17 protein-coding genes and 1 pseudogene are annotated in these 25,144 nt (G+C 40.7%); 6 read left to right on the top strand and 12 right to left on the bottom strand.

Annotated features, from left to right (window positions below; all coding sequences use genetic code 11):
- Positions 1–3 precede the first annotated feature (3 nt).
- The 3 genes from A4S05_RS26180 to A4S05_RS26170 all read right to left on the bottom strand — a co-directional run bounded on the left by A4S05_RS26180 (position 4) and on the right by A4S05_RS26170 (position 3,249).
- Positions 4–366, bottom strand: coding sequence for a hypothetical protein (locus A4S05_RS26180; RefSeq protein WP_069072712.1), 363 nt, complete (start codon positions 364–366; stop codon positions 4–6).
- Between the two features lie 425 nt (positions 367–791).
- Positions 792–1,775, bottom strand: a complete 984-nt coding sequence (locus A4S05_RS26175; RefSeq protein ID WP_069072711.1) for a hypothetical protein — start codon at positions 1,773–1,775, stop codon at positions 792–794.
- A 73-nt stretch (positions 1,776–1,848) separates the two neighbouring features.
- On the bottom strand, positions 1,849–3,249 hold the full coding sequence (locus A4S05_RS26170; protein WP_069072710.1) for an amidohydrolase: 1,401 nt from the start codon (positions 3,247–3,249) through the stop codon (positions 1,849–1,851).
- A gap of 81 nt (positions 3,250–3,330) precedes the next feature.
- Between A4S05_RS26170 and A4S05_RS26165 the strand changes: the two genes are divergently transcribed.
- Positions 3,331–4,110: a cysteine hydrolase family protein gene (locus A4S05_RS26165; protein WP_069072709.1), complete on the top strand. Its 780-nt coding sequence runs from the start codon at positions 3,331–3,333 to the stop codon at positions 4,108–4,110.
- 244 nt (positions 4,111–4,354) lie between these two features.
- Complete coding sequence (locus A4S05_RS26160; RefSeq protein ID WP_069072708.1) at positions 4,355–4,810, top strand: cupin domain-containing protein; 456 nt, start codon at positions 4,355–4,357, stop codon at positions 4,808–4,810.
- A gap of 197 nt (positions 4,811–5,007) precedes the next feature.
- On the opposite strand, the gene A4S05_RS26155 is transcribed toward A4S05_RS26160, so the two are convergent.
- The 4 genes from A4S05_RS26155 to A4S05_RS26140 all read right to left on the bottom strand — a co-directional run bounded on the left by A4S05_RS26155 (position 5,008) and on the right by A4S05_RS26140 (position 10,240).
- The gene (locus tag A4S05_RS26155) at positions 5,008–6,120 is read right to left on the bottom strand and encodes a 2-aminoethylphosphonate aminotransferase (RefSeq protein ID WP_256091176.1); all 1,113 of its coding nucleotides are present in this window, start codon (positions 6,118–6,120) and stop codon (positions 5,008–5,010) included.
- Positions 6,121–6,176: 56 nt separating this feature from the next.
- Entirely contained in the window at positions 6,177–7,358 is a 1,182-nt protein-coding gene (gene aepY, locus A4S05_RS26150; protein WP_069072707.1) for a phosphonopyruvate decarboxylase, read from the bottom strand.
- Positions 7,359–7,688: 330 nt separating this feature from the next.
- Complete coding sequence (locus A4S05_RS26145) at positions 7,689–8,654, bottom strand: vWA domain-containing protein (protein ID WP_069072706.1); 966 nt, start codon at positions 8,652–8,654, stop codon at positions 7,689–7,691.
- A gap of 107 nt (positions 8,655–8,761) precedes the next feature.
- Positions 8,762–10,240: a hypothetical protein gene (locus tag A4S05_RS26140; RefSeq protein WP_069072705.1), complete on the bottom strand. Its 1,479-nt coding sequence runs from the start codon at positions 10,238–10,240 to the stop codon at positions 8,762–8,764.
- 759 nt (positions 10,241–10,999) lie between these two features.
- Between A4S05_RS26140 and A4S05_RS26135 the strand changes: the two genes are divergently transcribed.
- Both A4S05_RS26135 and A4S05_RS26130 read left to right on the top strand, forming a co-directional pair.
- Positions 11,000–11,944 carry a caspase family protein gene (locus tag A4S05_RS26135; RefSeq protein ID WP_069072704.1) on the top strand — a complete coding sequence of 315 codons (945 nt, stop codon included), beginning with the start codon at positions 11,000–11,002 and terminating at the stop codon, positions 11,942–11,944.
- 370 nt (positions 11,945–12,314) lie between these two features.
- Positions 12,315–16,724, top strand: coding sequence for a HEAT repeat domain-containing protein (locus A4S05_RS26130; protein WP_069072703.1), 4,410 nt, complete (start codon positions 12,315–12,317; stop codon positions 16,722–16,724).
- Between the two features lie 179 nt (positions 16,725–16,903).
- Here A4S05_RS26130 and aepX read toward each other — a convergent pair whose 3' ends face one another.
- From aepX to A4S05_RS26115, 3 genes are all read right to left on the bottom strand, one after another.
- Positions 16,904–18,559 (bottom strand): phosphoenolpyruvate mutase, encoded by a 1,656-nt coding sequence (aepX, locus tag A4S05_RS26125; RefSeq protein ID WP_069072702.1) that lies wholly within the window; start codon positions 18,557–18,559, stop codon positions 16,904–16,906.
- 228 nt (positions 18,560–18,787) lie between these two features.
- Entirely contained in the window at positions 18,788–19,543 is a 756-nt protein-coding gene (locus tag A4S05_RS26120) for a phosphocholine cytidylyltransferase family protein (RefSeq protein WP_069072701.1), read from the bottom strand.
- A 220-nt stretch (positions 19,544–19,763) separates the two neighbouring features.
- Positions 19,764–20,360: a CDP-alcohol phosphatidyltransferase family protein gene (locus tag A4S05_RS26115; RefSeq protein ID WP_069072700.1), complete on the bottom strand. Its 597-nt coding sequence runs from the start codon at positions 20,358–20,360 to the stop codon at positions 19,764–19,766.
- Positions 20,361–21,148: 788 nt separating this feature from the next.
- Here A4S05_RS26115 and A4S05_RS26110 point away from each other — a divergent pair.
- Positions 21,149–22,381 carry a glycosyltransferase family 4 protein gene (locus tag A4S05_RS26110; protein WP_069072699.1) on the top strand — a complete coding sequence of 411 codons (1,233 nt, stop codon included), beginning with the start codon at positions 21,149–21,151 and terminating at the stop codon, positions 22,379–22,381.
- A gap of 96 nt (positions 22,382–22,477) precedes the next feature.
- A pseudogene (gene blaOXA / locus A4S05_RS26105) lies at positions 22,478–23,407 on the top strand (class D beta-lactamase).
- On the opposite strand, the gene thiS reads toward blaOXA, so the two are convergent.
- Both thiS and A4S05_RS26095 read right to left on the bottom strand, forming a co-directional pair.
- The gene (gene thiS / locus A4S05_RS26100; RefSeq protein WP_069072698.1) at positions 23,404–23,616 is read right to left on the bottom strand and encodes a sulfur carrier protein ThiS; all 213 of its coding nucleotides are present in this window, start codon (positions 23,614–23,616) and stop codon (positions 23,404–23,406) included. The pseudogene blaOXA and the gene thiS overlap by 4 nt on opposite strands.
- A 66-nt stretch (positions 23,617–23,682) precedes the next feature.
- On the bottom strand, positions 23,683–24,798 hold the full coding sequence (locus tag A4S05_RS26095) for a thiamine phosphate synthase (protein WP_069072697.1): 1,116 nt from the start codon (positions 24,796–24,798) through the stop codon (positions 23,683–23,685).
- Positions 24,799–25,144: the final 346 nt, after the last annotated feature.

Genomic DNA, 25,144 nt, shown 5'->3' with positions numbered 1-25,144 from the left:
CTATTACCCGCAACTTGGGTTAGTAGATAAATTATTACTGTGAGAAATACTTTCAAGGTAGTGACCATAGGGCGTATAGTCAAGAAAGAATTGAAGAAAAAGTTCTTCTCTACGTTTGTTGTCTTTTTCAATAGCCAAATCTTTTCCAGCAGAACTAAATATTAGCTCATTGTCCAAAATACCTAATATTTCAAGAGCTTTTCGAGAAGTTTCAAAGTTTAATTTGTTGTATATCTCTTTAATAGCCTTCTCATTGTCTGGTTTTCTTTTGATAGCATCAATAAGCTGGAGAATATCTTGCTCATCAGTATTGTATGGAAGTGTAGCATCCGATACCTTTAGTGGTGTATCTTCGGTACTAGGCATTTTTGTTTTGCTCGATAAAATTATCTACGGAATCTTAGCCAATAAAAAGCAACTGTGTCAATACTAGTCGCCCGTATATCAAAGATTAACTTTAGCCTAAAATGATTGTGAATCAAGCTTTTCATAGATATAAAACTTCTCATACAGAATAAGAAGAAATATTAATTTACTTTTTAGCCCATAAAAGCTTGCTTTCACAGTATTCTTGAACAAAGTCTCATACAACCAGTTTGTATTATTTCCGACATACCGCTTCATTTTGCCTTTCACTTTTGAGGAGAGGAATAATGATTATAGAAAAGATGGATGTTTGCTCGGCAAGGTCAAAATACTCTCCTAATCAATAACTTAATAGGCTAGCGTGAAGTTAAGCGGAGGCAAGCAAGCTTGACACAGAGGCTTGGTTCGTCTGCTCCAACATTGTGTTAAGTGTCGGAAACTCGCATATCTAGCTGAACCTGGGTATCATCTCTAGCGATTTTGCTTGGGTGAAAGCTCTCTCTATCTGAAGCGGGCAGGGCTTTGTATGTTTGTAGCACTGCATCAATAGGCACAGTGGATATAATACTTAGCCCAGCAACAGGTGATTTCACAGCACTGATCTTTCCTTTTAAAAGTCGTAATGCAACACTAGGCAGATTTGGTGTAACAAGTAGCAATGGATCTGGATTTTCCCATCTGATTCGCGTAGTACTTTGCTTCTTGGCTTTACTTGAGGAGTTATCCAACAACTGAATATACATCCCCGATGAGTCAACAGATTCAAATTCAGTACGTATCTTTTTCATCGCTTCAGCTAAACTATGAGCTAGTTTTTGGTCACTATTTGTCGCAGCCATATAAAAGGGATATGTCCAAGGAATTCCATATTTTAGTAAATCGATCTGCTTATTATGCTTCTGCTCAACTAGTTTTCTTATAAATTTAGGAATGACTAAAGAACAAGCCCATTCTAAAGAATCAACATTCGACAAAGATGGTAATGATTTACTGGGGGGATAAAGTTCATCAGTAATTTGGGAGTAAAGACAATAGAGAGGAAACAAGCGGTAATGACGTGCAAAATTTAGCAGCAGGCGACGTTGCTCACCTGAACGATAATTAAGAAAACGACAAGTCGAAGTAGCTGGATTAACAACTTTTGCTTGAACTAATAAGGATAACCAAGCACCAGGTTCACCTATGCACCATAACCAGTCAGCACCACTTTGTGATCCTTCTTCTCTACGACTGAATTTCTTAGTCAGGATAAAATCGCTGTGCTTTCGCGCAATTGTTACCAAGTTTATATCAGTGATACTTTCTTCAAGGATGCCTAAACGAGATGACAGACTATCTTTAATAATGTTGTTTGTCCAAAGTGTACATTCTTGAAATGTTGCACATAAATCACTAAGTGATAATTTCATGCTCACTCCGCATGATGTCTTAAGTTTAACAATTTCTGACTATTTTATAGTGTCTCTTGTGTGTACTTGTTTCTCATAACCCCATAACCGTGCGATAATGAGCCTCAATTTGAGCGACAGTTTCAGACTTACGCTTTGTCTCCCATTGACTGCGATTAAATAATTCTTGTCGCAATTCATCAACCTTAATTGTGGTAACTTTGCCATCAGCAACAATTTGCTTACCATTCACCCAAGCACTATTAACAACATTCGTGGGACGACCTAAGACTAATAAACCGATGGGGTCTGTACGGGGTAACAATGATAAATTTGTGAGGTCATAAAGTACTAAATCTGCTTGTTTACCTACAGTTAAGGAACCAAGTTTATCTGCTATATTCAGACCCTTTGCACCTCCCAAAGATGCCATTTCTACTGCTTGTCTGGGTGTAATCCAGTGTTGATAATCTGAGTCTGTAATATTATGTAAAATAGAACCAATTTTGATAGCTTCTAGCAAATCTTGAGAGTCATTACTCGAAGCACCATCACAACCAAAAGTTACATTGACTCCAGCTTGGCGATATTTTAAAATTGGGGCGATGCCACTACCTAAACGCAGATTACTTAAGGGATTATGAACAACTGTAGATTGAGTTTCGGCGAGGATGGCGATATCAGCATCATTTAACCAAACACAATGGGCAAGTGAAGTGCGATCGCTCAAAAACCCGATTCGTTTCAAATGTTCCACAGCAGTACAACCGTACTTTTCTTGAGCGAGTTTTTCCTGTGCCCTGGTTTCCAGTAAATGGGAGTGACGACAAAGATTGTAGCGATCGCTTAACTCAGTACATCCCTCAAATAAAGCATCAGTACACAATTGAATTCCCGTTGGTGCAACTAAAATATTTACACCCTCATCTGGGCGATGAAACTGTCTTACCGCCTCTTCAATAATTTCCAATGTTGCCGCAGTTGAGCGAAAATAAGGCTCATGAGTTTGGGTTGATTCCCCGGATGGAATACCTGCGGTGAGAGATTCATCTTGAATTAAGGGGGCGATAAAAGAACGAATTCCCACTTCTCTGTAAGCGCGAGTTGCAATGGCGATCGTTTCTAACTCAAGTCCGGGAATTAACACCAGATGATCTACCACACTTGTCCCACCGGAAAGTAAGGTTTCCACCGCAGTCCCCAAGGCGCTGAGATAAACCTCTTCGGGATCGAGGGGGGCAAAATCATACAATTCCGCCAACCATAATTCTAAAGGGAACATTGACATGATTCCTCGCTGCCACATCTCTGATGAGTGGGTGTGGGCGTTGAAAAATCCAGGTAACAATAGCTTATTTTTGCCATCTATAGGTGTGCCGATTACTTGTAGATTAGGGGCAATGGCGGCAATTTTATTATCTACAACCTGTACATCTACCGTTGCATAATCATCACTGACGGCAATCAAAACATTCTGGATGGTGAAATTTAGCATATTTAACCTTGATTAAGTAATTGTATTTTCAACTGAATTTCAAGTTACAAAATAGGAACTGGTGTTGGGTATTGCAATTTTATGAATTTACCATTACGGACATTGGGAGTTGCACCAAATGCGTGGACAGTGAATGATGCGATCGCAGATATCACTCGTCCTCAAAAGACCCCACAACCCGTTATTTTATCAACAGAAACTAAAACCCTGCGCCTAGACTTGGCAAAAGCTGCTATCCTCGTCATTGATATGCAAAACGACTTCTGTCACCCTGATGGCTGGTTAGCGCATATCGGCGTGGACGTAACTCCAGCGCGTCAGCCTATTAAACCTTTGAACAACTTACTTCCAGAATTGCGTAAGACTGGTGTGCCGGTAATTTGGTTAAATTGGGGGAATCGTCCCGACTTGCTCAATATTAGTGCTAGTTCGCGTCATGTTTATAACCCCACAGGGGGAGGTGTGGGATTAGGCGATCCACTGCCAAGCAATGGTGCTAGAGTACTCATGGCAGGTAGTTGGGCCGCAGCAGTAGTAGACGAACTAGAACAACTTCCCGAAGATATTCGTGTGGAAAAATACCGCATGAGTGGATTTTGGGATACTCCATTAGATAGTATTTTGCGAAATCTGGGAAAGACAACATTATTTTTTGCTGGTGTTAATGCCGATCAATGTGTTCTAACCACGTTATGTGATGCCAATTTCTTAGGATATGATTGCGTATTAGTTAAAGACTGCACGGCTACAACTTCTCCTGAATATTGTTGGCTAGCGACATTGTACAACATCAAACAATGCTTCGGTTTTGTCGCTGATTCGCAAGCAATTTTCACAGCGCTGCAAAAGGGTGAAGAGTGAATCAATTTTGGATTTTAGATTTTAGATTTTGGATTAATTCTATGTATGAATGCTCTTTCTTAGATCAAGAATTTTAGATTTTTTCTCGCATTTTAATTCTCTTGCTCTCAGACTTTTTTAAATTTTGGACTTTGGTGTGAGCGCTCAATCCAAAATCCAAAATTTAAAATCTAAAATTTTGTGATTCAAGACTTGGATTTTAGAAATTTTCATACCCATCTATAATTTCAGAGGGGATAAATAAATGTACGCTACTAGTTGTGTAATTCCGGTTATCAAATCTCTCAAAGATTACCAGGTATATCGCATCAGTCCCAATGACTCTAATCGATTAGCAATTATTTTCGATTCGATAAATGCTAATACTTCCTTGACTTGCTGCATAGAAATTTTTGATGTTGGTGGACAAACACCGCCAAATCGCCATCAGTGGGCGGTGGAAATGTTTTTTGTCCTCAAAGGAGAAGCGATCGCCATGTGTGACGGCAAAAGTGCCACGATCAAGGCTGGAGATAGTTTATTAGTGCCTCCTACTGGTACTCATTTGATTAAAAACACTGGTTCTACTCGCTTGTACACGTTGACTGTGATGATTCCCAATGAAGACTTTTCGGAATTGATTCGCAGTGGCATTCCGTCGGAGTTAGATGCAGAAGATATGGCAGTGTTGGGGAGATTAAATGCTTTGATGCCCTGTTAATTGAAGGAGGCAGAAGGCAGGAGGCAATACAGTTCAGAATGAGCAACAAAACCCTTATGTAGAGACGCGATAAATCGCGTCTTCAAAGACCAATTCCTACACCAATAACCCTTAACCCAAGCGTATTGAGACAGGAGGCACAAATCATCTAGAGATTCGTTCTTTGTTCCCATGCTATTCATGGGAACGAGAGAATATTAAGAATGATCAATAATTTGTTTAGCAACACCAATAAAGCGTTCCATATCAGCGTTGGTAATAGCTCCCATTGTCGATACTCGGAAAATAGATTGAGCTAAATTTCCCTGTCCAGAATAAATGATATAGTCCTGTGCTTTTAGTTGGTCGTGAAATTCTTCATACCTGAAACCGTCTGGCAAGTAGTAGGCATTCAAGACAACGGATGAACTACCAAGAGGAAGTAGAGGTTTAATTCCCATTGAGGCTAACCCATCTCTAACTAAGCTGGCAAGTTGGTTGTAATGGTTATGTCTGACACGCCAACCCCCTGCTTCTGCCATTTCTTGCAAAGCTTCTGTTAAGGCATAAAATGTCTGTATTGATTGCGTAAAAGGTGTGCCACCTCGGTCTTGTTGCTGGCAATAAGTTGCTAAATCTAAATATAAGGTGCGGGGGATTGTGTCTACTGACGGCAGTGCATCCCGTCGCAGGATGACAAAGGATACTCCGGGGACACCATGCAGACATTTATTAGCTGTCGCAGCGCAAGCGGTGATTCCCCAATCTGCAAAATTTAATTCTTCAGCACCAAAACTGCTGACTGCATCTACTAATAGTTTGATGCGGCGTTCTTGGCAAATTGGCGCAAGTTCCGCCAAATTATTTAGGCGACCGGTAGTAGTTTCGTGATGGACGATCGCAAGGTGGGTGATGTCGGCGTTTTCATCTAAAAGCTTGACTAAAGCATTGATATCGATTTCGGCATCCCAAGGATGGGAAAGTGTGATGTAATTAATGCCGTGGATTTTGGCGATTTTGGATAGTCGTTCGCCATACACACCGTTTTCAATTACCAGCAACTTCCCGTCTGTGGGTACTAGACTGCTGATCATCGCTTCCACCGCGGCGGTTCCAGAACCCGTGAGGAGAACTGCTGCCCAGTCGCGTCCAAGACCATAAACTTGAAGTAGTTGTTCACGGATTCTGCTTTGAAGTTGGGAAAATTCCACTTCACGATGACACAAATCGGGACGCAACAGGGCATTTCTGACGCGATCGCTCAAATTAACGGGGCCGGGATTTAGTAAAATCATTTTGTCGTTGGGCATGGGGCATGGGGCATAGGGCATAGCGCATTGGGCATTAATAAATAAAGAGTTTGTACTTTGAATTTATTAATTACGAATTACGAATTACGAATGTGTTTCATAAAGCGTTGTAAAACTGCTTCCGGGGTAAGGTTGGGTCTGGGTAGCTTTTCTAAAGTTCCGGGACGGATTTTTAAATGAGCGAATTTAGGTCTATTGTTAGCATCTGCGGTAAATAAGGCATCTAAAAGCGAAGGGTCGTCTCCGGCTAATGTCACACCGTAACCGCACGCTTCTGCAATTTTGGCAAAGGAGATACCCGTAGAGACGGTGGCTTGTGCGCCTGTGGAATCGTGGACTTCATTATCTAAAAGAATATGGGTTAAGTTAGCACCGCCATAAGTGCCGATGGTAGCAAAATTACCCATTCGCATTAGTGCTGCTCCATCGCCATCAATTACCACTACCTTGAGGTCTGGACGTGCTAAAGATAATCCCAATGCCATTGAGGAAGCGCAGCCCATCGATCCAACCATATAAAGATGATTGGCGCTGTCTTTACTAGCAAAGAGTTCGCGTCCCGTGTATCCTGTAGTGGCAATTATTACAGTGTTTTCTGGATCGGTAAGTTCTACAATCCGAGCTAATGCTTCGCTGCGAGAGACGCGTTGTTCTTTGCGATCGCAAAAAAAACTTTGCTGAATATGAGCGCTACTACTATTTTCTCGTTCGGGGATAGAAGAACGAGTGAGTGCATGGGGTGCGTTGGCGTAGCCCATCGAAGATATCGCTCCTTTACGCATAATTAGAGCATAAGGTCGGCGCTCTTGTTGCATGTAGGCTGTGGCTCTTTGCAGAACGGGTTCTATTTCTGCTGCATCTGTGGGAAAAAATTCCCAAGGTACAGTCATTGTTTCCAGCAATTTATCTGTAATTTGCCCCATTAATTCATGTTGCGGTTCATCTTGCAATAGGCGATCGCCTCTTAAAGTACAAATCAGCAGCAGTGGAATCCGAAAGATATAAGTGAGGGAGGTTAACGGGTTAACTGCATTCCCCAAACCAGAGTTTTGCATCATCACCACAGCAGGTTTACTAGCAATTGCGGCTCCAGCTGCGATCGCTACAGCATCTCCCTCATTGGCTGCGGAGATATATCTAAGTTGAACGTCATTAATGACGTAGTTAATAAAAGGTGTGAGAAAAGAACAGGGTACGCCAGTGTACCAACCAAAGCCAAAATTACGCGCAGCTTCTACGAATTCCTTTGCCTGAATCATAAATAATTGTGGCGCGGTGGGGGTATGGGGGGATGTTTTTGAAGAACGAACCACAGGTTGACGGATACACTGACCCTAGACATCCAATTCAAACCATTCAGAAGTCAAAGCTAGAGAAATTGAAATATTTGCTGGCAAAACATCATAAAATTTCTTGAAAACGTTCCCATTAGAACTATAAATAGTAGCATTTGTGGCAGTGACAATTTGATTTTCATCTACTAGTTATGAGAATATTCCTACTATTTCCTGCATCTCCTCGGCAATTTTGTAGTACCAAATATCGATATTGGTTTGAGTATCTACATCATCCAGTTCTTCCAGTTGTAACTAAAGCTGACTCAGTGCCTCAGAAATATCCTGAGTAACTTTAGCGTTTTGAAACTCTAGCGTGAATTCCGTTGAATTGGGGGGAAGCATAAATTGGAGCAGAGCAGGAACTCCATCCGAATAGTTGTGGCACACAGTTCCTGATTGATTTACAATGCGACAAGAAGAATCAATCACAATCACATCTTCAGACACCATTTCCTTGAAAACTTGCTCGGCTTGCTTCATGTCCCCAGCACGCTGGTGATCCCAAAGGTCAATCCGTTGTCCCTTATAATCCCGCAGATCATTTTCATCGAACAAGTTGTCAAGTTCTGTCATTTGCGCTTCATCAATGTCTTCTCCAACACCCAACAAGAACATTTTGATGAAAGGCTTCTGGTTTTGGGAAATCTCTTGAGCCAAGTGAAAAGAGTATTTCTTTACTTCTTCTAAATCATCTATTTTGCCATCTGTAATGAATACACAAATCGCAGCAGGATGTTTAACTCCTCGTTTTGCCGAAGACTGAAATTTGTCTACAAAATACTTTAGAGGAGGCAACAATTTTGTTTGCATTCCCATTGAAAACTTTTCAGGATTTGGTCCACGCAGCGAAATATTTTGAATATCTTGTTTGTCAAATTCACCGATTTCTTCAATTTGAGAACCATCTGGACTACAGGCCCAGTAGACTAAACTCACCTTAGACGTGCGAGAATAATTGGACAGGAAATCTACTATTGTTCTTGTTACTGGTTGTACCTGATTTTTTACACTGGTTGCTTGATTGAATAGCGGATTATTCACAAGACCGCTAATACCATACATCTTCTTCATAGAAGCAGAAGCATCTAAAGCCAAGCCCATACCATCAAACTCTACATCAGGAACTAACAGAAAAGTAGCGGTTACTTTTAATTCACCATTGCTTTGTCGCTCTACATTGACCTCACCCAACTGTTCAACTACGTTACGCAACTGCATATTCAATATTGCTCCTTTTTGAGTCAATTTTGTTACAAAATTTTAGAACTTTTTATTGCCTACCTTTTTCTTAAACTTGACAATACCCAGAATTTTCTCAGGTCATATCATGAAGCTGATTTATCTGCTTTACTGGCTACTTGTGTCACAACATTCCGAGTAGCCTCTGCACCAAATCCTAAAGCGAGCAAAGTGAAATAATCTCCCCAACCATTAGCTCCAAATGTTGGTTTAGTCCAATACAATTGATTAAAACCACCACCTGCAAGGACACTGAAGGAGATCAAAAAACTGGAGATATAAAACAGCTTTAAGCGACCTTTAGCAGTTTGCCATAGGCTAGCAATTTTCCTCCAGATATGAACATCTGAATACCATAATGATGGAGCTGGGAGAACTAGATTAGGTTCAGTGTTCCCATCATCCATACCCTTAGATGTCGCCTCATCAGCCTTGGCACCCAACTTTCTCAAGTTTTCAATATCTTTATTAATATCGGTTTGTAACTCTTGCACTTCAGCATCTTGAGAAGGCAGTAACATACTCAATCGTTGCTTTAAATATTCTGCTGTATCGTTCCATTTGTCGTGTTGTTCGTTGTTTAAAGAAGCTAAATTTTCTGCTTTATCGTTCCATTCGTCGTCTTCTTCGCTTTTGAAAAAATTTGTCAGACCTTCTAGCTTATTTAACTGTGTGTTCAATCGAATGTAGGTATTAAGTTTTTCGGATATTTTATCGAGGCGTTGCCGTAACTCTTCTGGTGTTGCAATATCTACAGCGTTGTTCAAAGTCTCTTTTAGCTCCCGATCAATTGCTTGAACATAAAGAGTAGATGTGCTTTTTAAATCATCTTTCTCAAGGCGTTTAAGGAGTGTCTGACAATAGTCAAACTGGATAAGCCAGTTAGGACGTTGTTGTAGCCACTTGTTCCAAACCGCTTTCGCATCATTAAGAGCTGATTGAGCATCAACAATTTGTTTTGCATCGTGTGCTTGTTTAGCGATAGTCAGATGCATATCAGCTCGTGACCAAAATGAGTGCGCCTTTGCCCGATCTGGATCAATTTGAGTACGTAAATTTTCCAGACGAACAGCAACCTCATCACTTAACTTACCTTGGCTACTGTAAGCAGAAACCGCCATACCAATTGCTGTTCCGAGTAGCAGTGTAATCAGAGGTAAAGGCCATGAATCTTTAACCCTAACAATGACTGGAATGACTTTTTCAGCCTGCTCATAAAGCAGGACGATTTCACCGGTAAATTCTCCACTAGGAACGGATTGCAAATTAAACTCGACTGGAAAGCTAATCAGTTCTTGGGTATTGACTGGAGTAGGAGGTGAAGGGATTCGGATTGCTGCTGCTGGTAAAACCACACTGTTGTCTGCACTAAAAGAATCTAGAGCCACTGCTTTTAAATTGCTAATTTTCTCATTTGTACGCAGTGCGACTATCCGAGTTATTTTCTCTCCCCTAGTTGTATTGAGTGTGATTGTTTTGGGGGTAATTACGACCTCTGCTTGAGCAAAGGCAGAAGATTCTATGAAAATAGCTATGGTAATAAAGAATACATTAATAATTTTCATATAAATTCTATTCATAGTTAAGACAGATAGTAAATTTAGAACAAATTTAGATTATGAATAAAACATTAAGTAGATAGGTGTAAATAAATACAAATGTTCTGTCATTACGAACGAAAGTGCGTCTCGTAGAGAGGAACATTCGCCCTTGGCGTTTTCGAAGAGTACCAATCGCAAAGACTGAGATTGCTTCGTTCTTCCTCGCAATGACGTCTTACATTTAATCATGTCTACTTACTTATGTGAATTTACTTTACTATGTAATTGGTAAGAAGTCTATTTATCAGTTTTACAGAGAATTTTGACTCAATTATTTTTTAATAAGTATTATTTATAATTCTTCTGGTTGACAATGCACATAATTTGTGAAATTTGGTCTCAGTTGAAACATAGAATTTTTTATAGATATTTTTACGGAATCTGCTAAAAATTATTTGAAGTACCTAGAAGGTTATCAAAAATATCAGTGCAAACATTGATTGAGGTATATTATGAAATTCCACTAAAGACTTTGACTTACAAGCGCGATTTTTCCTTTTACAACTTGAGCATCTATTGTAAGACATCTATTTATGTCAAGTTGTACTTTGCCTTTATTTCACCATCGTATTTTAGTATATTTGTCAAGTACATAAGGACTAAGTTTAGCCATTTCTAGATGAACGTTTGTACTAGAAAATAAATGATGTTTTTAACCCAATTTTGGGATTTTGGCTCAGGCGATCGCTTAATTTACAGTCGAAAAATTTGGAGTTTAATGCAGTGAATCAACTTTTTAGCCAAGGTCACGCCTGTATTGTTGGAGTTGGCGGTGACTTACCTATTACCGTAAAGGATGCTGTAGGTATAGCTGATATTCTGAAAGACCCAGAACGCTGTGCTTATCCCCCTGAGCAGGTACATGTATTGACAAAAGAACAAGCAAAGCGAGAGGACGTTCTGGCCGCTCTAGACCGATTAGCTCAATCTGCTAAACCTGATTCTACGGTAATCGTCTACTTTTCTGGGCATGGCTATCAGGTAGTTAGTACGACGGGAGAAAAGTATTTCCTGATGTGCTTTGGATATGACAAAAATAAATTATACAAAACTGCAATTAGTGGTGAAGAGTTTGCTGACAAACTACGGGCAATTCCAGCCAAAAAGCTTTTGGTCTTGCTGGATTGTTGCCATGCTGGGGGATTGGCAGATACGAAAAGCTTGGGTTATGAAGTGGAAAAAGCACCACTTCCCCCAGAGGCTCAAGCTTTGTTTGGTGAAGGGAAAGGACGAGTAGTGATTGCTTCTTCCCAAGCTGATGAAAGATCTATCATACTCAAAGGAAGACCCTACAGTGAATTTACACTGGCATTGATTGAAGCACTTGCAGGTAAAGGAGCTTCGCAAAAGGATGGTTATGTGCGGGTAGTAAATTTAGCTCTGCACGCTCGTGAGGTAGTGCCTAGACGAACAAAGAATTGCAAGCATCCTCAGCATCCTATTTTGAACTTTGAGAAAGCTGACAACTTTATCCTGGCATACTATGCAGGTGGTGAGTTTGAACCGAAGGGACTGCCATTTGAGAGTGAACCTGACATTGAATCTGAGCCTGGTGAGTTGAATCCTGAGCAGGAAAGAGCGATTGAAGTCAATCAAAAGAAGATAACCCAATCTGGCAATCAAAATATTGTTATTGGGCATGGCCGAGACATCAACATACAGCACTAACCCTCTTCTGTCACTTACCGGGAGGGCGATCGCTATAAGCCTTATGAGGCAATCAATACAAGCTATATATACTATTAGAAAAAATGAGTCTTGTATTTGTTATTAGAAAAGAATCGCGCGATCGCTTGCTATACAAAAGCTCTAGAATTCAGAAATGGCAAATGTTTTCGGAGAGTGACAGAAGAGGGCTAAGTAAGTCGGCGAGAAAAAACCAAACTATGTAACGAAAAGTAAAATCTCTGTATTTGGCTTGTAGTTGTGCTTTAGCGCTGTTCGCACAGCATGGCGTTAGCCAAGCGCAACTACAAACGAGTGATGATTATTTGCGCCGACTTACTTAAGCATACTCAAAGTTTTTTGTAGGTGACTTATGAATCAGAATGACAAACCGCAGGAAAGCCTAGAGAATTTGAATGCACGCATCAAATCACTGCCTGAAGACGAACGTGAGGCTGTTTTCTCTGACTTAAAAGCTAATCAACAGTGGACACAGCAGGAAGGTCAGGGCAATGTTGCCATTAACCAAGCAAGGGATATTGTTATTCATCAAAGTGCTGATCGGGAAAGCATTGTTTTAATAGTACGGGAAGTCCTGCAACAGCAATCCCAGAAGTTACCATCTATAAGTTCAAAGGTGACAAAGGAAGGAGTCTGCCGATTTTTGGAGGATGTTGAAAAAAAATCTAACCAGTTCAAGCAACCGATTGTCTCAAAAGACCAGTACATTCCGATTCAAGTAACATTGGAATGCCAAGGACACCATCAGGTTAAAAGCCATGGAAAAACACAATCAGAGAAAGAACTCAAGCAAATCTATGCAGTTAAGGGTGGACGAGAAGAACTTAGACGGCAGCAAGTCGATTGGGAGGAGTTCAAACAGCAGCATAAGCAGCATAAAATTATCATGGTATTGGCTGACCCAGGTATGGGTAAATCTACTCTGTTGAACATGGAAGCAATAACAACTGCTCGACACGAACGAGAGCAGTTGATCGATAACCGCAAGTCACCGGAAGATATTATTCTACCGTTGCCTCTGAGATTATCAGAGTTGGCGAAATCCTCGGAGGAGTTAATTGATGCAATTCCGAAGCTGATTCATAGAAATTATTGCAAACCTGAACAAGATATACAGGGATTCTTGCGGGAAAAATTGAAGAAAGGGCAGTGTCTCCTGTTGTTAGACGCACTAGATGAAGTACCTCGAATTGATAACAAAAGGTTCGAGCTAAAAGAAAAATTGAACCGATTTGTCAGGCACTATCCTGACTCACTCATTATTTGTACTTCTCGAATCGTTGGTTATGAAGAGGGGTTTATTACTGAGGCAAAGGAGGTAGAAATTGTTCGGTTTAATGAGAAGCAGATTAACCGTTACATTAACATTTGGTTTAACAATGCAGAAGAACATTCGAGTGATCAATCGGTGTCTGCACCACAACTGATTCGAGGGTTACGAAGTAAAGCTCAAATCAGGGGATTAGCACAGAATCCGTTGCTGTTGTCTTTGATTTGCAGGCTTTATCAGAATAAGGGATTGATGCTTGCCCAACGTTGCCAAGTGTATGAGAAGGCTGTGGAGTACATACTGGAAAAACAAAATCGCAGATATTCACAACAGAAATTCAGCAAAGAAGCAAAGATGCAACTTCTCGAAGAGCTTGCTTACCACTTTACTTGTGCCGAGCAGGATACGTTTGAGGCGGATGACCTCAATCAATGGATTGAGGAGTACTTACATGGGGATCAAGTTCATTCAGAGTTTAAAGGAGCTACTACACACGAGTTAATCACAGTACTCTCAGAAGAAGATGGCATTTTGCGGAAGTTATACGAGGATGGCAACCAGTACTTGTTTCTGCATTACACATTTCAGGAGTATTTGACAGCAAAATATCTGGTACGCCAAGCCAAGGATAGAGCCAAGGATGGAATTGAGCTAGCTAAGGCACATTTTTGGGAATATGACTGGCATGAAACTTTGAGTTTAATGGCAGGATTGATGAAAGATCCGCTTCCTCTGCTTGAGAAGATCACAAAAGAGAAAGATGATATTTTCAGAACACATTTGCTATTAGCAGGCCGCTGTATTGCTGAATGTAGAGAAAGCTTCCTCAAAACGGGTTTAGTCACAAAAACTATCGAACAAATTTATGAGTTTTGGGAAGTTTATCCAGAAGCAGATTTTATTCAATCCATTATTGAGGCGATCGCTCAGGTATGTTCAAAGACGGCTGAAAAGCTGAGACAAGCTATAAATCATGAGGATTGGTATGTTCAATTAAGTGCGGCTAAAGCTGTAGCAGCAATTGGCGATGCTCAATCTGTGAGATCCTTAATTAACCATCAAAATCCTTTCGCCCAAAAAATTGCCATAGATTTTTTAGTAGAGATTGATAGTGCTGATGCTGATATCGTCGAAACTTTAATTGAAATAGCTCGGAACGAAAAAAACACATTTTTTGTTCAAAATAGGGCTTTATTAGCTTTGCAGAAGATTCACAGTGCTGATGCTATAGAAGCCTTACGTGCGATCACTAACGATCATAAAGACGTTTATGTTCAAGTGGTTGCAGCAGAAGCTCTAGGAGAAGTAGAGCTTTTCAAAAAATTCCTTAATAAAGAGGACAATGAAGTTCGATGGGCAGCAGTAAATTCTTTAGAAAATATTGGTAACGATGATGCGAACAAAGCTATAGCTTCGCTCATCGATAAGGATACAATTTTCTCCCACCCTTTCCTTTCTAAGGATGTTGTAAATGCTTGGGAAAAGATTGGTGGTATTGATGCGGTGAAAACCTTAGATAAAGTTATTGAGAATAAAGGTGATGTTTATGGGTTTGGTGCAAAACGAGCAGCAGAAGTTTTAGCAAATATTGGCACTGATGACGCCGTGGACACCTTGCGTAAATCTATCGAATTCTTATCTGCAAATATCGAGCAGTTAGAAGATGATTTGTCGATCCAGTTTAGATTTCCATTGGTAAGAGATGCTTTAATAGATGCTTTGAGGAATATTGGTACGGAAACAGCACAGAAAGTCTTAAATACAATCATCAATGATGAGAGTATTGACTTTAGTATTCAATGGAATGCTTATTTAGCTCTAGGCAAGCTTGGTGTTGCTGATGCTTTGCAAACTATAGCCTTAATGGCTTGGCAAGATGAAAATAGTAATCTTAGCAAGGAGGCAGTAGAAGCTTTAGCAGAGATTGGCAATTTTGATTTAGAAATTCCTAACGATTCAGGCAATGATACTAATACATTGAGTACACTCGGAATCTTATTTGCAGTATTCTACCGTTCTGAAGACGATAATATTAAATTGAGTGCGCTTATAGCTTTAGGAAAACTAGGTGTCTCGTGTATTACAAAGGAAAATTTAGTACCATTGCTTGGAGAGGAAGCCGAGAAGCTAGATGACCTCGATATCACAGAATTTTTAGCTGCTGTTCTTGACTCAGAAGATAGTAATAGTAGCCTTCGACTAAGTGCTGTGGAGGCTTTAGGAAAAATTGGCCATTCTGATGCAGCAAGAGCTTCATTTGTAATCAAAGCCTTGGCTAAAGCTCTTAACGATCAAGAAGAAAAAATTCGAGAAAGTGCGCTAGAAGCTTTAAAACAAATTGGCAATGCCAATGCTGTGAGAGTATTGCTGAAAGCCCTTTACGATCCGGAAAGGAGCATTCAAAAGAGTGCGCTAAAAGCTCTAGAGGAGATTTGTAGTCCTGATGCAGTGGATGCTCTAGTTACAGTGCTAAAAGATGAAGACATTTCAATTCAAGAAAGTGCTGTAGAAGTTTTAGAGAAGATAAGCAATGACAATAAGGTAGCATCGGACATTCTTATATTCAAGCTTATTCAACTCCCTAAATCTGTAATTTATACTCCTGCTGTTTACTTATTTGCTAGAACTTTAGCAGTTTCCTGGTATTCACAGTTGATTAAAAATATGAGATCACATGAAAAAAAGTGTATCACCTCAGTGCGGTCTCCTGTAGAACAGATCATCTCCTGGTTGCCTAATCTTTTTAATAATTTAGTGTTAGCTGAAGACGACATTGTATCAATGGGAAGTATTGTAAAATCGCAGCGAGAAATGGAGCGGCAAAAACAAGCTAGAGAATGGCAGCAATGGAAAAAAGAGTTGCAACAGCCGGAGGAGATGTCGGATATCGATTCTTTCGAGCAAGCCTCTAGATTGTTTTATAAATCTTACCTGGTGGTGTTTATTCGCTACTACGAACCCTATCTAAACTGTAATCAGGTTTCAGAGGAATTGGATGAAAATAAACTACAAGAACTAAAGCCGAAGCTAAAACAGCAGCAAGCAGAAAAACTGGTAGAGATTGACCAAATCAAGCCAAGCATTGGTGAACTTCCACCAATAGGCTCTGACTCTAGCAATAATCAGCTGTTTCAGCAAGACCCTCAACCTGAGAACGATCAATCAATTAATTCACCTACTCAGGCGGACAGTCCTTCCCAGATTTCGCATCCTATATCTGGCAGTCCAGTTTCCTCAAATCTATCTGTTTCTCAAGAAACTGAAGCTGAAGAAAGACCACAGACAACCATTCAGAAACAAAAAAGTTCAATGCAATCATCGATTCTCAATCATCTTTTATTTGGGAATGTAACAAGTGATGAATCAACAGCAATCCGAACAGAAATTTCTCAAATTAAACGAATCCTTAAATCGCCAAATCCTTTTAAGGGTAGTATTTTTGAATCTGCCTTTGCCCAAGAGCAATCTGAAGCAAACCGAACTGAAGAGTAGGCACAGAGATGAATGGCACTAAGAAAAGCTGTAAACTATGCAAGATAAGCATTGAGCCTTTAATGCAATTGAGTATTGAGTGGACAGATCAGGCCGCGTTGCAAGCAGATTTTGATAAAGAAATAGTTTTTACAATCAAAAAATGAAGTAATTTTTCCCCACCTCCCCACTCCCCATTCCTATTGTTTTAATTGAAAAGCAAGGTCAAGATCATCTAAAGAATTAACATCTAACCAGTTACCGCGAATATAAAGCACCTTGATTGGTTTTCCTTGTTCGATTAAATAATTGCATAATTCTGGCAAACCCAAACTGTTAAAATCCGGTCGTTTTTGCAACTCATTGAGTGCTTCACTGAGCCATTCTCTACCTTGACTCCGCAGGCGTAGCATCCCAATCCACCGTCCGCTAGACTTTCCTAATTGCGTTTGTGTTGTTTTAGAAACACCCAACAAGTTGACATCTTGTCCAAACAAAGAAAGATCGTCTGGAATTGAGCAATAGGCGTAGTCAGGTGAACCGCTAACAGACTTGTTGTTTGTCACAGAATCAACCACAGCCACAATTTCTCCGGGACATTCTAATAAATCTCGCAAGATGTAGCTTCTAAATAGTAAATCGCCGTAAAGCACCAGCATTTCTTCGCCAAAGCTGGTTTGAGCTACGGCTAAAGATGCTAATTCTCCCGTTGTTTCATAATCTGGGTTGCGGATGACTTTAGTCCCCGGAACATTGATAGTCTCTGCTTTATAACCTGCGACAACAGTAATATCGTTGATGGCAAGTTTCTTGAATTTATCCACCAACAACCTGAGTAGAGGTTTACCTCCAAGAGGTAACATCACTTTTGGTTTATCTTGCGTCAATCCTGCTAACTCTTTTCCTCTGCTAGCAGCCAGAACGATCGCTTGAGTATTTTGTCGTCCGTTGTTAAAGTAGCGTTTTTCAGCTTCTATGAGTTCATCCGCCCCTTGTAGCCGGAAAATTTCTTTTACGGGAGCAACATCATCTTCAATGTTGATTAAAGTTTCGCTGGCTTTTACTTCACGTGCGATCGCTTGCATACTAGCAACAGCAGCTCGAATCAGATGGTTTGCCCAGATGACCAAATTCACTTCAGCTTTGCGAAAAACATCTGTAGCCGTGCTGTAATATTTAGTCGGTATAATCACTAAGGGGGAACGACCCGCCCACTCTTTGGCAAAAGCTAGCACTTGGTCAGGACGCGATGATTTACTGTGAATCAGGATGGCGTTTGCTCCAGCTGCGTGGTAAGCTTCAGCTCGGCGCATTGCCTCCGAAAGATCCCACCCGGCAATCAAAGCTTCTAGTCGGGCGACGATGCAAAAATCTGGGTCTGTCTGACTATCTTTACCCGCCTTAATTTTGCCGCAAAATTCATCAATATCAGCCAAAGCTTGGCGACTACCGTTGATGAAACTGTTGGTTTTGGGAAAAAGCTTATCTTCAATACAGACTCCAGCAATACCTCGCTGTTCTAACTTCTTAACTAGACGACGCATATTATTAAAATTGCCATAACCCGTATCCCCGTCTAACAAAATGGGGATACTGGTGACATCAGACATGAACTCAAGCATTTCCACAATTTGAGTCCAACTGGCTTCATTATTATCTCGAACGCCATATTGAGCCGAAAGGGCTAATCCACTCGCCCAAATTCCTTTAAATCCAGCCTCTTCCACAATGCGGGCGCTAATCCCATTGTGAGCTTCCATGATGAAGTCGAGTTGAGGCGATTCTAGTAATACCCGCAATTGGGCACACTTATTTAATTTTGCAGCGGTATCAATGGGTGCAAATATTTGATGCATCTATTCTGCTTTTCTCAACCTATAAATTAAAGAAGAATTCAGAATTCAGGAGTCAGAATTCTGAATTCTGAATCAATTAGTGGGAGATTCAAATCCGCCACTATATTGTTGACCACTAAATCGGAAATTTAATGGAGTTTTAAACCCCTTAATTCACCCACTAGTAGCACAGAATTTATACTGAATTCTGACTCCTGACTCCTGAATTCTTTCTTAATAAAGATATTTTCAGACATTTTCTGCGACTTCTATCTGAGGTAAAATATCATTTTGGGCGCGTTGAATATCCTGGGGAAAATCAATTTCAAGCCAAGGTAATCCAGTGATGTCTTCATAGCCAAATGTTTCTGGAGTTTCTAACAGCAGATCCCGAATTACTTCTTCATAAGGTTCATTATCCAATCCGTCTGTAACATACTTTTCTGTATGAGTAGCAAGACGGTGAGCGACAGCATTTCCAAAACGAAAGAATCCCACTGACTCGCCGGCAAAATCATAAGTCAAACCAAGAGCTACTTGTTTGCGAAACTCCACTAAATAATTATCTCTGACACAAAGCTTCACGGGTTCATCTCCCGGTTCAAAATCCCGATCCAGCAAGAAGCTGTTGGGGATATTTGTCTTTACCAGTCGTTCGATGATGCGGCGATCGCACAACACGTCTGCATCCATTAATAGTATGTCATCGCCAGTAGCTAAATGTTGACGTAAAGTCCAAAGGCTGACTACACTACCTTTAGTGTAGTCAGGATTATAAACTGTACTGACCCAATTTTCTGCTCCTAATACTTTGATTTCATCCTGAATTCTTTCTGCTTGGTAACCCACAGCAATAACTACTTCGTCAATCTGGTAATGACGGAGATAGTTGAAATGGCGCTCTAATAGAGATTTGCCGTTAAATTTCAATAAGCATTTGGGTTGGATTTGCCCGTCTTTACCTAAGCGTCGTCCAACGCCAGCAGCTAAGATAATTGCCTTCATCGTCAAGTCACCAACAGTAGCTTAGACACCAGGAAATCTGGAAATTTTCCCAGTATTTTATAATGACTGTATTTTGCTCAATTGAACATATATTAACTAATTCTTAACATCGAAGAAACAGGAACTCTGTATCGCCCTACTGGCCCAAAAGAGCTAGAACTGGTTAAACAAAGCAACTACACCAAATGACCGCCGAGATTACCTGAACAGCCAATTTTGGTTAAGGCTGCGGAAGTGCCCGAAATTGCCAAATTACCCACGCAGCAAAAGCTGGTGCCCCAATTGTAGCTGCCATTAGTAACGGCTCTAGTCCATTCAGTAAGGTAACTATGGGAAACAAATACAACACGTCTTCAATGTCAAACCCGGCGAAATTTGGTTGATGGCTGGCGTGTTTACCTAAACGCTGTTCCATTTGGTTTCGCAAATGAAATATACAAGCAACAGACACGCCAGATACTATCCCCATCAGCAACGCCCACCAACCAAATTTTCCCTCCCTAAGACCATATCCAATACACACAAACAAAAGAATGTGGATGATGGCATCGCTAGCTAGATCATACTGGTGTCCCCATTTGCTGGTTTTGCCACTTAAACGAGCTAATTCACCATCCGTGTGATCTAGAAAGTTAGATAAAGCAAACAACCATGCCCCAATGTTAGCCCAAATGACATCACCAACTGCGATTGTAATGGCAGCCGCCAACCCAGTTACAAGTCGCACTGTGGTGAGATGATTAGGATTTACCCAACTGTCTTTTAGAGGTCGAACTAGCCAGTAAGCAAGTTGAGCATCCCAAGGCTTTTTGGTCATAGATGAACTTGAATTTTATGTGGTCTTTGAATATGTATAACACTGACAACTACCAAATCTGTCTCAAGATATATATTTTTATCCGAAAAATGGGTTTAAAACCCCGTGCTTCCAGCACGGCTTTAAAGTAACTCGTCAAGGAGTAATGAGTAATGAGTGGATGAAAAACGGGTATTCACTCATTACTTATTACTTATTACTTATTACTCCTTACCCCTTCTTAAGAGTGCGTACCCTTCTCCTGACGGAGACGCTGCGCGAACGGGAACGCCAAGGGCGAACACGGCGGTGAGGATGTCAACTTAACTGATCAGGCGGTAGAGAGCAGTATTTACTACATTTTTTAGTTTTAAAATTACGTATGCACGGCATAATAATAAGTGTCCGTGATGCCTATCAGTAAAGGGAGATAGACATCAGATTACTATCAATTACTTATTCAAGTCTGTGGCATTTTGGCACAATATTAGATAATATTTAGGATATTCTATTGAACGTAGCGAAATTTCGTAATTTTCGTAACAGTTGTTTACTGAGCAACTTGGCTACAAGCGTTCGCTTTTATTTATTGTTCATCATGTACAGAAATTCTCAATTAGTGAGAAATTTGCCGCCAAAATAAGATCAACACAATAAAAAAACAATCTTCCTGGCTAATCTTCTAAAATAGGCTTCAAATTTGTCTACACATTCGTTTTAAAAGAAATAAAATAATAATAATGGCTTTGAAAGTAATCCTAATTGCAAATAAATTAAAAATTATTTGAAATACAGTCATCAACTTTATTATGGAACATATTTCTCAACTAACAGCCGAAATCAGAGACAAAGCTGCATACCCAGATATCCTAGTCATATCCCGGTTATTTCTGCCGAAAGAAGCTGTAATTGGGGAATATATCTACAATCGCTGTCTCCAAGATCCAGAGCGAGTTATTGTGCTGGCGGCTAGTTGCTCAGGAGACAAAGTATTTGATGAAAATCAACAATTTCCTGTATATCGTTGGTCTTATCCGAGATCCTGGCGTAGTGGCTGTGTGGGAAGTATCATGAAGCCTTTCCTCAATATCGTCTGCTCATTTGTTCTAGCAATTAAACTCTATTTTCGCTATCACTACCGTTATATAGAGTGGGGCCACGGCTATGATTTCCCTTCACTGTTGCTATTGAGTTATTTGTTACCTATTCGCTTTTTTATCTATCTGCACGGCAACGATTTTCTTTGTACTTTACATAATCCCGTACTGCGATCGCTATTTAAATTAACACTCAAACGCGCCGAAGGTATTGTTTGTAACAGTTCTTATACACGAGATTACCTCAGAACTGCTTTACGATTAAATACTCCTACCCATGTTATCAACCCAATAATTAGACCAGAAAAATTTGGTAATAATGTAGCGAATCCCAGTAGCCTTGATGATTTACGTGTTCGCGTGCGTCAAACGTATAACATTCCCGAATCAGCAATAGTTATTCTCTCCATCGGTAGACTAGTAAAACATAAAGGTTTCGACCGAGTAATTGATAACATCCCACTATTGCTAACTTTTGGGGTCGATGTCCACTATATAATCTGCGGTCAAGGGCCAAGTGAATCTGAACTGAAATCTCTGGTGCATCGTTTGCGGGTAGATAAGTTCGTCCACTTTGCTGGATATGTTCCAGAGCCAGAATTAGCAGGCTATTATGCAGCTTGCGACATCTTTGCCATGCTAACTTTGTTGGATACTAAACCTAATAATATGGAAGGTTTTGGTGTCGTCTATTTAGAAGCAAGTTACTTCGGTAAGCCTGTAATTGCTCCTCGTTTAGGCGGTGTTCTAGACACAGTTCAGCATGAGGAAAATGGTATTCTGGTTAATCCCAATTCTGGTTATGAAGTGTTTCAAGCTTTCAATCGGTTATGCAAAGACCAGCAACTACGTGAGCAACTCGGCCGCAAAGGTAAAGAATTAGCCAAGCGTAGAACCCTTCATCGATCGCTGTATAAATCAGAGGGAAGAAACGCAATTTTATGAGATGAATGCAGATTCAGCAATCACCAAAAGCTAATAGCTCCGCAAAGGAGCAAGATTGCAGTGTAGAATCTCGCTTGTGATTCTACTAAATGTGCAATGAAAAATATCTTGTTTGGCATAGAACAATTCCTTCGGCGTTACACGGAGCGCCGAAAGCAATTTCTTGTGTTTACAATCATTGGATGTTTTGCTGTATTAAGTGTGATTCCTTTTGGAGCAATTTACGTTCTGGCTCAACCTGCTTCCACCTCATCTGAACGTCCCGCTGTGAAAGCGCCAAATTTGGGGCGACACTTCCAAGAATTTGGGCGTGAAGGCTCAATCTTGATTTACGACTCAAAAAATAACCGCACCTATGAACACAATCCTCAACGTAATGCAACTGCGTAGGCGTAGCCCGTCGTAGACATCGCACCAGCTTCGACATTCAAAATTTTTAACGCATTGGTGGCGCTAGAAACAGGTGTAGTTCCTGATGATGTGGCGGTTCTCACTTGGGATGGAATTCACCGAGAAATTGATGCCTGGAATCATGATACCAATTTGCGTCAAGCCTTTAAGGATTCAACTGTTTGGTTCTATCAAGTGCTGGCACGTAGAATTGGATATGAACGGATGCAGGAATTTATTAACAAAGTAGGCTACGGGAACCGTCAAATTGGCACCGCCGCAGACATTGATCGTTTTTGGTTACAACAGCCATTGCAAATTACACCCAAAGAGCAAATTAAGTTTTTGCAACGGTTGTATCAAGGCGATTTACCTTTCTCGCAACGGACAATAAATCTTGTCAAAGACATTATGGTACGTGAACAAACTCCAGACTACACACTGCGAGGAAAAACGGGATGGTTAACAAGTACTAAACCAAACATTGGTTGGTTCGTGGGTTATTTAGAGCAAAACAAAAACGTCTACTTTTTCGCCACAACCCTTGATATGCAAAAACCAGAAGATGCACCAGTCCGGATCGAGATTACACGACGCAGCCTTAAGGATTTGGGTTTGCTGACTCAAATCAACTAACCACCGCCGACAATAGTTACTACTTCTAAGCGATCGCTTGGTTGCACTTTTGTTTCCGGCCAAAACTGGCGGTGTAAAATTTCGCCGTTATACTCTACAGCCACCAAACGGGGATTAAAACCCAATTGTTGGAGTAAGTCGGGTAAAGAAGTTTCAAACGAACAGCTATGGGTTTCCCCATTTACCTGAACCGTAATCTCATTAGACATAAATATGTGGGGAGTGGGGAGTGGGGAATTTTTCTAATGACCAATGACAAATGACAAATGACTCTTTTAAAGTTCTGGTTTAATGCGATTGAGTTGGGAGAGCAAATATTGTGTTACGAGGGTAGGCTGTTCAGCTTGCATGAGCGATCGCACTACCGCTACACGTTCGGCTCCAGCATCGATCACATCATTGATATTATTGGCATCTATTCCCCCAATCGCAAACCAGGGAATTGAGCAATTTTTGGCAGCATAGCTGACATATTCTAAACCTGTTGCGGCTTTACCTACTTTCGTCGGAGTTTCATAAACTGGCCCCACGCCAATATAATCTACACCTTCAGCAATTGCTGCTTGCATTTCTTCTTTATTTGTGGTAGAAAGACCGATTAGACGCTGGGAACCAAGTAATTGCCGAGCAATGGTAATGGGCATATCTTGTTGTCCTAGATGCACTCCATCTGCATCCACAGCTAAAGCTACATCCACGCGATCGTTAACGATGAACAAAGCACCATAGATATGGCATAACTGCCGTAATTTTCTAGCTTGTTCCAGACGCAAAGAATCATCAGCGGTTTTATCACGGTATTGTAGAAGCGTTAATCCACCTTTGAGTGCAGCTTCAACGGTGTTCAACAAAGTTTCACTAGGAGAAGTAACAAGATATAAACGCGATCGCCACAACAATTGATGGCGCTGATGACCCATTAAACTACTTTCTAGGGTATAAACTTGATAACGCATCTGCTTACAAGCTTTAGCCATATTCGGTTGGTAAAGCTTGCTGTATTCTTCTAACACCCGTAACGCTTCTTCTATACGGCAAAAGTTAGCTTGCAACACCGATTTTATACTAGCTCGTTCTTCTTCTTGAGGATGAGTTAATTCAGTCCCAGGATCGCCCGGTGTATCTCGCGCTGCCCGCAATTCTGAGGTATGCCACTTGGCTACTTCTTGTCGCAAGCGCTTGCATTCAAGAGCCAACTGGGCATTATTCAACCCAAACCGACACCATTCCTCAATAATTCGCAAGCCCTCACGAGCGCGGTCTAAATTGGCATCTAAAATGCGGTAAACAACTTGCTGTATTTGCTCTTTTTGGCTGTATGACTCGACCATTACAACAACCCCGTTAGTGCTTTCATCGAAGTGTGAATTATCATATGCTCTAGTAACCATAAGTTAATTAATTTGCTTTTTTTTACTCAATTTTTGCGGAATTTACGCAAAATAACGTATTAGTGAGGGTTACAGTAAATTATCCCATGTTCCTATAGGCAGTGATAAGTGTAGTTTGAGGCTACAGTTTCGCACTAAGGTTAGTCAAGTATTTTACGGTAAAGACAAGCTTACAAAGGACTGGCAAGAGGGGATACACCAGAAAATCGATAGTGGTAGAAGTTATATCATGTCCGCTTGATTACTTATTAAACCCGAAGAATCCCACCCCGCAAGCCCACGGTGTATACACAAGTCAAATTACCCCCCTTAGTCCCCCCTTGCAAAGGCTACCGTGTATACACAA

This window comes from Nostoc sp. KVJ20, assembly GCF_001712795.1.
In the GTDB taxonomy this organism is placed as follows: Bacteria; Cyanobacteriota; Cyanobacteriia; order Cyanobacteriales; family Nostocaceae; genus Nostoc.
Note: the sequence above shows the minus strand (reverse complement) of the source record. Positions and strands in the feature narration are given on the sequence as shown.